This window comes from Pseudomonas sp. GM49, assembly GCF_000282355.1.
Taxonomy (GTDB): Bacteria; Pseudomonadota; Gammaproteobacteria; order Pseudomonadales; family Pseudomonadaceae; genus Aquipseudomonas.
This window is the reverse complement of sequence record NZ_AKJL01000028.1, coordinates 18841-31212: the sequence shown is the minus strand read 5'-3', so window position 1 is coordinate 31212 and position 12372 is coordinate 18841. Positions and strand designations below refer to the sequence as shown.

Sequence of the window (12372 nt, the reverse complement as noted above, 5' to 3'; positions counted from 1 at the left end):
TAGCGGGTAGCGGCTGCCAGAGCGATGGCTTGCTCGGCGGTATCGACCATTGGTACTAGCAATGTTTGAACGCCGATGTCGAGCATCTGTTTGATCATTGCCGGATTGCCATCGACGGTGCGTGCCACTGGATGGGCCGGATAAGGCGCAACGGCCTGCAACTGTGCAAGTGTGCTGCGCACGTCATTTGGCGCGTGTTCACCGTCGATCAGCAACCATTGGAAGCCTGCTGTGGCGCAAATTTCGGCGCTGTAGGAATTGGCCAGTGAAAGCCAGAGACCGATGACCTTATCGCCTCGCGAAAGCGCGGTCTTGAACGGATTTCCCATGATTGCCTGTACTCCTCTGTTGTGTTTGTCGGAACTAGTTCAGGCCGCCCTGACAAAGGTATTTGATGTGCATGTAGTCCTCCAGGCCGTAGCGTGAACCCTCACGGCCATAGCCCGACTCTTTGACACCCCCAAACGGTGCGGCCTCTGCGGCGAGAGCGCCTTCGTTGATGCCCACGATGCCCGATTCCAGGGCCTCGGCCACGCGCCAGACGCGTTTGACGTCCCGGGTATAAAAGTAGGCCGCCAACCCGAATGGAGTGTCATTGGCCAGGTCAATCACTTGCGCTTCAGTCGTGAACCGGAAAATCGGTGCGACGGGGCCGAATGTCTCTTCATTACAGAGCTCCATTTGCGGGGTCGCATTGATCAACACAGTGGGCGCGTAGTAGTTCGGGCCGTCTGCGACACCCTCGCGGATGCGTCGACCGCCAGTGGCGATTTCTGCGCCTTTTGAAACCGCGTCATCCACATGGCGAGCGATCTTGTCGACGGCTCGCGCATTGATCATCGGACCGATCTGAGAATCGCTATGGGAGGCTGGCCCGACTTTCAGCGCGCTGACCCTTGCCACCAGCTTTTCAACGAATTGGTCGTGCACAGCGCTCTGCACATAGATCCGGTTGGGGCACACACAGGTCTGACCGCCATTGCGAAACTTGGACACCATCAGGCCGTCCACCGCAGCGTCGAGGTCCGCATCGTCAAAAACAATGAATGGGGCATTACCACCCAGTTCAAGCGAGCACTTTTTCAATGTGTCGGCCGACATTCGGGCCAGGTGCTTGCCCACTGGCGTCGACCCTGTAAAGGTGATCTTGCGCACCCGTGAATCAGCCAGCCAGGCGTCTACCACTTCGGGTGTACGCTCTCGCGAAGCGGTGACGATGTTCAGCGTTCCTGCCGGAAAGCCTGCTTCCTCAGCCAGGCGCACAAGCGCAAGGGACGTCAGTGGCGTGTCTTCGGCCGGCTTGCAGACGACGGTGCAACCTGCCGCCAGTGCTGGAGCGATCTTGCGGGCAATCATCGCCGCCGGAAAATTCCAGGGCGTGATCGCAGCGACCACGCCAACAGGTTCCTTGATTGCAGTCATGCGGCGACCCGCGACTGGCGCCGGGATCACATCGCCATATGAGCGCGTCGCCTCCTCGGCAAACCACTCGACATAGCTGGCGGCGTAGACCACTTCGCCGCGCCCCTCTGCGAGGGGTTTTCCCTGCTCCAGCGATATCAGCCTGCCCAGATCCTCTTGATGCTCAAGAATCAGATCGTTCCAGCGTTTGATCAGTTGCGCGCGCTGTTTGGCAGGGGTGGCGCGCCAGGCTGCAAAGGCCGAATGAGCGGCATCGACGGCTTCACGCGCGTCAATGGCGTTGCTGTCGGGCACTTGGGCGATGTAGCAGTCGTCGGCCGGGTTGGTGACAGAAAGCAGCGCCTCTGGATCTCTGGTGCACCAACGGCCACCAATGAAATTCTGCGTTCGAATCAGGTCGTTGCGGGTCAGTTTCAAGCTCATGCCGAGGTTCCTTGAATGTGTGCAAGCGGGTTGGATCAGCTGACGATGCCCAGGTGCCAGGGCACGAATTCGTGATCCCCAAGCCCCAACAATTCGCTCTTGGTCGAGGCGCCTGAAGCGGCCTCCAGGATGTGCTCGAAGATGCGCTCACCCATCTGCTCAACCGACAGCTCACCGTCAAGAATGAGGCCGCAATTAATGTCCATGTCTTCTTCCAGGCGGGTGAACATCGGGGTGTTGCTGGCGAGTTTGATCGTTGGCGCCGGCTTGCTCCCGAACATCGAGCCCCGTCCCGTTGTGAAGCAAATGAGATTGGCACCGCTGGCGATTTGACCGGTTGAGGCAACAGGGTCATAGCCCGGTGAATCCATGAACACGAACCCGGCCTTGTCAATCGGCTCGGCGTACTCGTACACCGCCTGCAACGGTGTCGTGCCGCCTTTCATGGCAGACCCCAGCGATTTTTCGAAGATATTGGCCAGACCACCGGCCTGATTACCGGGGCCTACGACGCCATTGAACTGGCCATTCTGGCCTCGCGTGTATTCTTCCCACCAGGCCAGGCGGTCCAGTAGCTTCTGGCCCACCTCGGGACTGATCGCACGTCGCGTCAGCATGAACTCCACACCGTGGATCTCGGGTGTCTCGGACAGAATGGCCGTGCCGCCATGACGCACCAGAATATCCATCGCAGCCCCCAATGCCGGGTTGGCGGTGATGCCTGAAAAGCCATCGGAGCCGCCGCATTCCAGTCCGATTTTCAGGTGCGCCGCACTGACCGGGACACGCTTTATATCGTTGGCTTCGGGCAGCATCGCTTCGATCGCTGCAATGCCTTGAGCGATGGTTGCACGCGTGCCGCCGGTATCCTGCATCACGAACGTGCGCAGATTGCGATCGGGCACCAGGTGCTGAGAATCGACGAGGCTGGCCACTTGGTTTCGCTCGCAACCCAGTCCGACGATCAGTACAGCCGCCAGATTGGGATGGCGGGCGTACCCGGCGATGGTGCGCTGCAGCACGTCGAAATGATAACTGGGGGACGACATGCCACACCCGCTTGTCTGGGCGAATGCGACGACGCCATCGACGTTCGGGTAGGCGGCGAGCCGCTCGGGCGTGAAGTGTTCGGCGATCTTCTTGATCACGGTCGACGAGCAGTTTACCGACGAAAGGATTCCGATGAAGTTGCGCGTGGCAACACGGCCGTCTGCTCGCACGATGCCCATGAACGTAGCGCGTTTATCTGGCGCTACATAGTCCACCGGGCGCACATCCTCACAGAAGCCTGGGTCTCGGTCGAAATCGATGAGTGCGATGTTGTGGGAATGAACGTGCTCGCCCTTGATGATATTGCGCGAAGCGACACCGATGATCGTGTCGTACTTACGCACGGGTTCACCGGCCATGATGTCCTGCGCAGCGATCTTGTGCCCGGCCGACACTTGCGCCCGAACGCGTACTCCCAGTTCAGGCAGCTCGTCTCCAAGGCCGATGAATTGGCGAGCGACGAGGACGTTGTCGTTGGCGTGTAGACGTATCAGTCTGTGAGTGGCATGGGTTGTGGTAGTCGTCATGAAACAATCCTGGCGTCCAGATTACGGCGGTGGAGAAGGTGAAACGCAGGCGTTATCCCTGCGTAGCTCATCAGGCATCAGCGGCTATAGGGGTCATTCAACACCTGCGAGGATGTGGTGGCGTGCCGAGGCTCGGTCGGCTTGGACGCGACGATGGGTTCGACCTTCTTCAGCAGGAATGCGTAGTTCAGGATGCCTAGCATTCCGAGCACAGCTGAGAAGACCAGAGCCATTTTGAACGACCCTGTCGAGGCAACGATGAATCCGGTGATCACCGGCCCCAGTACGCCGCCGAAGTTCGCAACCATGTTCTGCAATCCGGCCACGGTCGAGGTCATGTTCTTCGGCGCGACGTCACCCGGCAGAGCCCAGACTTGCGAAGCCGCGACGGTGGTGCCGGCCTTTGCGATGCACAGCAAGAGGACAGTGAGCCCAACCGACGTGGTCAACGGAGCCAGTCCGATGCACAGCGCCATCGAGAGACCCACGATGAGAAACAGTTTGCGTGTCGCGGTGAGCGACAGGCGTCCACTGTGGACCACCTTGTCGGAAAGCCACCCGGCAGCGATCTCGGCGAAGAGGCCGCAAATCAGCGGAAGCGAGGCGACCATGCCCATCTGAAGCAGGCCCATCCCCTGTTCCTTCACCAGGTAAGTGGGCAGCCAGGTGATGAAGAAGTACGAGATGTAGTTGATGGTGAAGAAGCCCAGGCACATCGCCCAGATATTGCGGTGCTTGAGCAGTTCGTACCATTTCATCGCAATCGTGGCATCAACACCGTGCTGCTGGGTCTGACCACCCCGGATGTATTCCACCTCGGCTGCGTTGGCGCTTCTGTGTTTCTCTGGTGTGTCCGAGAAGTACCACCACCAGATCAGGCTCCAGACGAGGCCGGTCAGACCCACGATTGCAAACGTCATGCGCCAGTCGAAAGTCATCATCAATGTCACGATGAGTGGCATCGCCACGGCACCGCCGAATTTCGAGGCACTGTCAAAAAGCCCCGAAATGGTTGCCCGTTCCTTGTCCGGGAACCACTTGGACGCGATCCCGGCATTGGCCGGATAAGCGCCGGCTTCACCGACGCCGAGTGCCACTCGCAGTCCGACCAAAGATGCAAAGCCAGTCGCCAGCCCTGTCGCAGCCGTAGCGAGCGACCATGAGCCTACGGCGATGCCAAGACCCATTTTTTGCCCGAATTTGTCTGCCACCCAGCCAGCAGGAATTTGTAGCAGAGCGTAGGACCAGAAAAATGCAGATAAGACGATACCCATCATCTCGGGCGTCAGGCTGAATTCTTTGACGAGCTCCGGTGCTGCGACTGAGAGAACGGTGCGATCGATATAGTTGATGGCGATGGCAAACCACATCAGACCTGCCACAACCCAACGAGCGTTGGATTTCTTGCCTTTATTCACCACGGCGTCACTTAGCGGTTTTGTGGTACTTGGAGTGCGCATTGCTTGTCTCCGGTCATTGTTTTTGTTCTTCGATACTGAATCGTCGTTACATTGCTGAACAATGAATAAGTGGACATACTTCATAACGGTTTCGACATATATGCTTCTTCTGCCGGAGATAAAGCAGGTGAGTGACATCGATAGAGTTTTGCGCTCCAACCTCAAACTCAAGCATTTGCAGCTTGTCGTTGCGCTGGATGAGTTCCGCCATTTGGGGCGGTCAGCGGAATTTTTGTCGCTTACCCAACCGGCAGTCAGCAAGTCGCTGGCGGAAATCGAAAAGATGTTCGGACTTGAGTTATTCATCCGCTCTACGCGAGGCACTCGGCCGACCGCCTACGGCGAGCAAGTTGTCCGATTTGCGCGCTCGGTGCTTGTGGATTTTGACCGTACCTGTGACGACATCGCTTCAGTCGCCAGTGGCGGAGCCGGTCGTATCCGAGTCGGCGCAATGGTCGTCGCCACACCAGGATTGCTGGTAGGAGCCGTCGGCCGCCTCAAGGTCAGTTCGCCACAGACGACGGTGTCGATCGAGGAAGGTGATCTCACGCGCCTGTTGCCGAGGCTGCGCACAGGCGAGCTCGATTTCATCGTGGGCCGGCTGGAGCCGGGCTACAGCTCTCCGGACCTTGAAACAGAGGCGTTATACGCCGACCCCATGAGGGTTGTCGTCGCCGCCGATCATCCACTGGCCACAGTGGCCCGACCCGCCTGGCATAATCTGGCGGCGCTTCCCTGGGTCGTTCCCCCAGCGTGGGCATCCTCGCGGGTCAAGCTGAATCAGATGTTCTACAAGCATAAGCTGCAACCCCCAGCTGACATTATCGAAACGTCTTCTTTTTTGGTGACGATGACGTTCATGAGGAAAAGAGGGTGCGTCTGTTTCGTCGCGAGTGAGGTCGCGCATTACCTCGAATCCGTAGGCCTTGGTCACACCTTGCCGCTGGAGGTGCCGATCGAGTTACCGTCGGTGGGCATCATTCTGCTACGTAACGGGCTGAGAACCCCCGTTGCCAGCTCCCTCATCGACGCTCTGCATGAACAGGCCATGGACATTAGAGGTGAGACTGCGCCTGAGTGAATGTGCATGCGGCGCCTGTACCGAGAGGACGAGAACCTGGTGGCTGTGTTCGAGAGCGTCGACAGCGCAGAGCGAGAAGAGCGTCAGGCTCAACAGGTCTGTCGACTTTGAACCGCAGGTTCATGGTGTCTCTCGCAAACGCTGGAAAGGTGTTCACACGATGCCAAAGTCACGCGCAACAATCTCCCGTATCACTTGCTGTGAATGGAAGATTGCGCGTTATTTGCCGTCTCAGACCGCAGCGGCGATGGCCTTGCCCAAGGCTTCGGTGTTGCCTTTGCCGCCAATATCTGCGGTCAGTGGTGCGTTCTCCGGCCCCATCGCCAGTACCGTTTCGATGGCGGCCAGCACCGCCGCTCCAGCCTGCGGGTGGCCGAGGTGTTCGAGCATCATCGCGCCGCACCAGATCTGTCCGATCGGGTTGGCAATGCCTTTTCCGGCGATGTCCGGTGCCGAGCCGTGCACGGGCTCGAACAGGCTTGGGAAGTTGCGCTCCGGATTGATGTTGGCTGACGGCGCGATACCGATGGTGCCGGTGCAGGCGGGGCCGAGATCGGAAAGGATGTCGCCGAACAGGTTGCTCGCGACCACCACGTCGAACCAGTCCGGATGCAGGACGAAGTTCGCGGTGAGGATGTCGATGTGGTACTTGTCGACCTTCACTTCAGGAAATTTCTTGCCCATCTCGGCGACGCGCTCATCCCAGTACGGCATGGTGATTGCGATGCCGTTGGATTTGGTGGCGGAGGTGAGGTGTTTCTTCGGGCGGCTCTGGGCCAGGTCGTAGGCGAACTTGAGAATGCGGTCGACGCCGACGCGGGTCATGACGGTCTCCTGCAGCACGATTTCCCGGTCGGTACCCGGAAACATCTTGCCGCCGACGCTTGAATATTCACCTTCGGTGTTTTCCCTTACGACCCAGAAGTCGATGTCGCCGGGCTTGCGATTGGCCAGCGGAGCCTTGACGCCCGGCATCAGGCGGCAGGGGCGCAGGTTGACGTACTGGTCGAATTCGCGACGGAACTGCAACAGCGAATCCCACAGCGAAATGTGATCAGGCACGACGTCTGGCCAGCCCACCGCACCGAAGTAGATCGCGTCGTAGTCCTTGAGAATGTCGAACCAGTCGTCGGGCATCATTTTGCCGTGGACCAGGTAGTAATCGGCGCTGGCGAAATCGAACCAGTCCCATTGCAGTTCCAGGTCGTGTTTGGCCGCCACGGCGTCGAGTACGCGCACGCCTTCGGGCATGACTTCCTTGCCGATGCCGTCGCCGGGGATCACTGCAATCTTGTACTGGGCTTTGCTCATGGATTCGACTCCTGGGATTGATGTGGACTGATTGCCAGTGTATGCAGTAGCCCTTTATTAATAATTAGTCTTGAGCGAAAGCCATTCTTAGTTTTAAGGAAAGAATCTATGGCGATGATCGATGACTTGAGTTTCTTCCAGCAGGTGGCGACACGTGGCAGTCTCACCGAAGTCGCGCGGCACCTCGGCCTGTCGTTGCCGGCGGTGAGTAAACGCCTGAGCCAGCTAGAAGCGCGTTTGGGGGTGCAGTTGCTGCAGCGCACCACCCGACGACTTTCGCTGACTCCGGAAGGGACCTTGTACCTGGAAGGAGGGCGGCCGATCCTGCGGCAGCTGGAAGAACTGGAGAGTGCGCTCAACAGCCGGCAGCCGACCTTGCGGGGGCGCTTGCGGATCAATGGCACCCTGGGTTTCGGCCGGCAACATCTGGCACCGGTGGTCTCCAGCTTCGCCCGATTGCACCCGGAGTTGGAGCTTTCCCTGGAGTTGTCCAGCCAGCCATCGAGCCTGCTGGATGATCAGTTCGACATGAGCGTGTGCATGGGCGAGCCGCCCGATTCGCGGCTGATCGCTGTGCGCCTGCTGGAAAACCCGCGCATTCTCTGTGCCTCCCCGCAATACCTTGAAGCTATGCCTGGGCTGACAGGGGTGGAGGATCTGGTCCGGCATAACTGCATCGTGCTGCGTCAGTTCGGCAGTGATTACGCGATCTGGCGTTTCAGCAAGGATGGCCAGGATTACTCGCACAAGGTCAGCGGTACGCTGTCGAGCAACGATGGAGAAGTTGCGTTACGCCTGGCGCTGGATGGGCATGGGTTGATCCTGCGTTCGCGATGGAATGTTCAGGAGTACCTTGAAAGTGGGCGCCTGCGGGCGGTGTTGAGCGATTACCAGGCGCCCAGTGCCGATATCTTCGTGGTCTATCAGCATCGTCGGCATATACCGCAACGCATCTCCGTATTCGCCCGCTACCTCGTGCAGGAGCTGGCCAGGCGCTTGCCGTTCGCGGCGCTCAAGTGAGCGATTGGCGCGGGAGGGCGTTGGCAGGTGCCTGTGTGAGCTGGGTGACCGCCTGGCCCAGTTTGCCCAGTACGTTGTCGTAGAGGCTGCGGGCTTTGCCGATATTGTTGGTGCCAACAGTGACCTGGCTCTGCATTACACAGAACTAGCAGCCGGAGAACCAAATCGCTGGATAAACAGGTCTCACTGACCGATCCAGGTGCCCACTCTATGATGACGCGCGGCACCGAAATCGTTGGCTACATTACAAAGCGATCAATCATTCAACACGCAATACGGATGCTATTGACTCTCCGGCTTCAAGACGTTCCAGCAGACCGGGTTCTGCACGATCACTGGCCAGTGCCTGGTCGATGACTGCGGCAAGTGCCTGACTGTCGAGAATCAGTAAGCCGTTATCGTCACCCAGCACCAGATCACCCGGGTTCACCTGAACCCCGCCGCACTGCACCGGCACATTCAACTGGCTCTCGGCGTTGCCATGCAGCTTGGTGGTCAGCAAGTTGGTACCGCGGGCGAAAATGGGCAGTCCGGCTTCGCGCAGTTCAAGGATATCGGTCACCAGGCCATCGACCACGATGGCTCTGGCGCCTCGCGCTTGAGCCGCACAGGCGGTGACCGTACCGACACAGGCGTGACGTCGATCGCCGTTCATGTCAATCACCAGCACGTCGCCGTCTTGCAGGCTTGCCAAGGCGCGGTTGACGGCAATGGCATCGGCATCGATCACGCTCAGCGTCACGGCACGACCTACCACTTTGACGGCGCTCAGCATGGAGCGAATCTCGCTGCTGACAAAGCCGACTTCGAGCAAATGCCCGAGGGTGGCGAAGCTGACCTGATGGAGTTTTTCAAGCAATTGAGTAGAGGCGTTCATGGCTTACCTCTGCGGCGCGCAATCAATGAGTTCGGCCACGCAATCTATTTCCAGCGCCACGCCCCAGAGTGCCACGCAGACTGTGGTGCGTGCCGGCGGCGCATGGCCGAGTACCTCGGTATAGACCCGGTTGAAGGGTTCCAGTTGAGCTGGATCGGTGAGATAGCCGTTAACCTTGATCACGTGATCGAAGTCCGAGCCTGCCGCGATCAGGATGGCTTCCAGGTTGCGCAAGGTCTGGCGCACTTGCTCTTCGAAGCCTTCGGGTTGCTGGTCCAGCCCGCCTGTGGCGGGTATTTGACCGGCAGTGAACACCAGATGGCCGCTGACCACTGCCTGGGAGTAAGGACCGACCGGACCGATTGTGCCGGGTGCTGCCTGGATACGTTTCATGTATGAACCTCGCTGAGAATAGAGGCCCGCCGACCCGGCATGGGCGGCGGGCCGGTGAATCAGAACAATGCCAGGGTGTAGCTGACGATCAGACGGTTCTGGTCCTGATTGGCGTCGGCTTCGGAGTGCAGAACGCCATAGCGCCAACCGAAACCCAGGCCTGTGAACGTGCCGTCCTGGATAACGTAATCCAGGGCCAGGTCACGCTCCCATTCCCGCTGATCGCTACCAGAAGTGGTCTTGATCTGGCTGCCTTTGAGATAAACCATCGACGCGCGAAGGCCCGGTACGCCCGAGGCGGCGAAGTCATAGGCGTACTGGCCGAACCAGGTGCGTTCGCCAGCCCGGTTGAAGCTGGTGAGCATGCGGTCGGTGAACAGATACAGGCTTGCGCCACCGGCCCCTTTGTCCACCAGGGATCCCTGGTTGAGCTGGACGAAGTTGCTGCCATCGGAAACGCTCTGGTAACCGCCGGTCAACCCATGGCCACCAAGGCTGTAGGTGAAGAGGGCGCTCCAGGTGCGGTTGTCGATTTCACCGGCACCGTTTCGGCTATAGCCACCGACCCGGAAACCGTCAGCCCGCCCGCTGGCCGTGCTGTTGGCGCCGTCGGAAGATGTATCGAAGTAGCGCAGGTCGGTCTTCAACGACTGGCCTTCGCCCAGTGCGAGCACATGCTGCAGTCCGAAAAAGTGCTGGGTGTAGTAGTCCTCGAGATTGGCCAGGTAATACTGTGCGATCAGGTCTTTGGTGACTTTGTAGTCGGCACCGGCGAAGAGAAACTGGTTGCTCTCCTGACGCCCACCGCTGACCGCCAACCCGGTGCGATCACTGGAACCACGCCCGGTAGCGTGCTCCAGACGGCCGGCGGTCAAGGTCAGCCTGTCGAGATCGCTGCTGGTAATCTGGCCGCCTTCAAAGGTCTGTGGCAACAGGCGACCGTCGTTCGCTATCAGGATCGGTAGCTTGGGCGTCAGCGTGCCATAACGCATTTCGGTCTTGTTCAAACGGGCTTTGGCGGTCATGCCCAGACGGCTCCATTCATCGGCAGCGCCATCACCATCAGTCGGGATCATCGAGCTGCCGCGATGGCGGCCCTGGCCGCTGTCCAGTGTCAGCCCCACCAGCCCCAGCGCATCGACGCCGAACCCGAGGGTGCCGTCGGTGAAACCGGAGGTGTAATTGAGCATGAGCCCCTGCGCCCATTCCTCGGTCTTGCTCTGACCGGCACTGCCGGGCCGGTCGCGGTAGTCGTTGTTGAAGTAGAAGTTACGCAGGCCCAGTGTGGCCTTGCTGTCGCTAATGAAATCAGCTGAAGCGACCTGGCTCAGGGTCAAAAGGCAAGCGCCGGCGCTCATGCCAAAAAGGTGCAGGGTTTTTTCCATGGTGTACGAATCCAGAGGGTGCGTGAATGGCAGCAGGATCAAGTGCAGGTGGATTTATTCTTGTTGTGGGTCACTTGGTGCTATTCAGCCCGCCCAGCGCTCAAGTCGCGCTTGAAGGTTTCGGTCAGCAGCAACAGGGCAATCAGGGAGATGACCGCAGAGCCGATCAGGTACCAGGCCACTGACGAGCCTTTGCCGGTCATCGCCAGCAGGGCCGTGGTCACGATAGGCGTGGCCGCGCTGCCCAGCAGCCCGGAAAGCATGTAAGCCACCGATAGGCCGGAATAACGCACACGAGTGCCGAACAGTTCGGCGAGGAAGGTTGCGATGGGCCCGTAGTTGGCGGCGAACGCGGTCATCAACAGGCCATAGCCGAGAAACACCAGCGGCAGCTCGCGAGTATCCATCAGCCAGAACATCGGGAAGGCGACCAGCGCTTCACCGACGATGCCGGCGATGATCACTGGCTTGCGACCGAAGCGGTCAGACAATGCTCCGAAGGCAGGCAAGAGCACGATGCACAGCGCACAGGAGGCCAGTACCACGCTGAGCATGATGGTGCGGCTGAAGCCCAGGGTCTGTGTTCCATAGGTCAGGCCGAAGGCGACAATGATGTTGAACGATGCGCCGGTCGACATGGTTGCCACGCCGCCGAGCAGGACTTGCTTCCAGTATTTGCTGAAGACTTCGGCCAGCGGCAGCTTGATTTGCGGCTCGCTGGTTTTAGCCTTGTGGAACGCAGGTGTCTCGGTGATGTTGAGGCGGATGTACAGGCCCACGGCAATCAGCAGCGCGCTGGCCAGGAACGGGATGCGCCAGCCCCAGGCAAGCATGTCTTCAGCGGGCAGCAGCCAGGCGATCGCGAGGAAGGCCAGGTTGGCAATCATGGTACCGGCCGGCACGCCGATCTGTACCCATGAGCCATACAAGCCACGCTGATTGGCGGGGGCATGCTCGACGGCCATCAACACCGCACCACCCCATTCACCGCCCAGGGCCAGGCCTTGAATGATCCGCAGGGTCAACAGCAGGATCGGTGCCCAGATGCCAATGCTGGCGTAATCCGGTAACAGACCGATGGCAAAGGTTGCCGCGCCCATGGTCAACAGCGAAATCAGCAGCATCGATTTGCGCCCAAGCTTGTCGCCATAGTGGCCGAACAAGGCGGCCCCGACGATGCGCGCACCATAAGCCGAAGCAAAGGTGCCGAACGCCAGGAGGGTGCCGATCAAGGCATCGAACGCCGGGAAGAAAATCTTGTTGAACACCAGGGCCGAAGCGGTGGCGAAAACAAACAGGTCGTACCATTCCACCGTGGTGCCAATGACGCTGGCGACGGCGACTTTTTTCATGTTGACGCTGGGTTCGACCGACGGGGTAGCGGTCTGGATGCACGCGGAGCTGTTCATGCCTTTTTTCTCCA

General features: G+C 59.4%; 12 protein-coding genes and 1 pseudogene. 3 read left to right on the top strand and 10 right to left on the bottom strand.

The window, feature by feature from the left end; genetic code table 11:
- From PMI29_RS26380 to PMI29_RS26395, 4 genes are all read right to left on the bottom strand, one after another.
- A partial coding sequence (locus PMI29_RS26380; protein WP_007994143.1) for an aldolase/citrate lyase family protein occupies window positions 1-329 on the bottom strand: 329 nt, incomplete at its 3' end.
- A gap of 34 nt (window positions 330-363) precedes the next feature.
- Complete coding sequence (locus tag PMI29_RS26385) at window positions 364-1845, bottom strand: NAD-dependent succinate-semialdehyde dehydrogenase (RefSeq protein WP_007994141.1); 1482 nt, start codon at window positions 1843-1845, stop codon at window positions 364-366.
- Between the two features lie 35 nt (window positions 1846-1880).
- Entirely contained in the window at window positions 1881-3422 is a 1542-nt protein-coding gene (locus tag PMI29_RS26390) for a UxaA family hydrolase (protein ID WP_007994139.1), read from the bottom strand.
- 77 nt (window positions 3423-3499) lie between these two features.
- Complete coding sequence (locus tag PMI29_RS26395) at window positions 3500-4882, bottom strand: MFS transporter (protein ID WP_007994138.1); 1383 nt, start codon at window positions 4880-4882, stop codon at window positions 3500-3502.
- A gap of 100 nt (window positions 4883-4982) precedes the next feature.
- Between PMI29_RS26395 and PMI29_RS26400 the strand changes: the two genes are divergently transcribed.
- A complete protein-coding gene (locus PMI29_RS26400) occupies window positions 4983-5963 on the top strand; it encodes a LysR substrate-binding domain-containing protein (protein ID WP_007994136.1) in 981 nt (326 codons plus the stop codon).
- A 231-nt stretch (window positions 5964-6194) separates the two neighbouring features.
- On the opposite strand, the gene PMI29_RS26405 is transcribed toward PMI29_RS26400, so the two are convergent.
- A complete protein-coding gene (locus tag PMI29_RS26405) occupies window positions 6195-7274 on the bottom strand; it encodes a tartrate dehydrogenase (RefSeq protein WP_007994135.1) in 1080 nt (359 codons plus the stop codon).
- A 108-nt stretch (window positions 7275-7382) separates the two neighbouring features.
- Between PMI29_RS26405 and PMI29_RS26410 the strand changes: the two genes are divergently transcribed.
- The gene (locus tag PMI29_RS26410; RefSeq protein ID WP_007994133.1) at window positions 7383-8294 is read left to right on the top strand and encodes a LysR family transcriptional regulator; all 912 of its coding nucleotides are present in this window, start codon (window positions 7383-7385) and stop codon (window positions 8292-8294) included.
- Here the strand turns inward: PMI29_RS26410 and PMI29_RS31880 are convergent.
- Window positions 8287-8430: a hypothetical protein gene (locus PMI29_RS31880; RefSeq protein ID WP_007994131.1), complete on the bottom strand. Its 144-nt coding sequence runs from the start codon at window positions 8428-8430 to the stop codon at window positions 8287-8289. The two genes, PMI29_RS26410 and PMI29_RS31880, sit on opposite strands and share 8 nt — an antisense overlap.
- 35 nt (window positions 8431-8465) lie before the next feature.
- Between PMI29_RS31880 and PMI29_RS32990 the strand changes: the two are divergent.
- Window positions 8466-8555 (top strand): annotated as a pseudogene (locus tag PMI29_RS32990) (hypothetical protein); the annotation flags it as partial.
- On the opposite strand, the gene PMI29_RS26415 reads toward PMI29_RS32990, so the two are convergent.
- From PMI29_RS26415 to PMI29_RS26430, 4 genes are all read right to left on the bottom strand, one after another.
- The gene (locus tag PMI29_RS26415; RefSeq protein WP_007994130.1) at window positions 8554-9171 is read right to left on the bottom strand and encodes an RraA family protein; all 618 of its coding nucleotides are present in this window, start codon (window positions 9169-9171) and stop codon (window positions 8554-8556) included. The pseudogene PMI29_RS32990 and the gene PMI29_RS26415 sit on opposite strands and share 2 nt — an antisense overlap.
- Before the next feature lie 3 nt (window positions 9172-9174).
- On the bottom strand, window positions 9175-9564 hold the full coding sequence (locus PMI29_RS26420) for a RidA family protein (RefSeq protein WP_007991063.1): 390 nt from the start codon (window positions 9562-9564) through the stop codon (window positions 9175-9177).
- Between the two features lie 59 nt (window positions 9565-9623).
- The gene (locus PMI29_RS26425; RefSeq protein WP_007994128.1) at window positions 9624-10949 is read right to left on the bottom strand and encodes an OprD family porin; all 1326 of its coding nucleotides are present in this window, start codon (window positions 10947-10949) and stop codon (window positions 9624-9626) included.
- 80 nt (window positions 10950-11029) lie between these two features.
- Entirely contained in the window at window positions 11030-12358 is a 1329-nt protein-coding gene (locus tag PMI29_RS26430) for an MFS transporter (protein ID WP_007994126.1), read from the bottom strand.
- Between the last annotated feature and the right edge of the window lie 14 nt (window positions 12359-12372).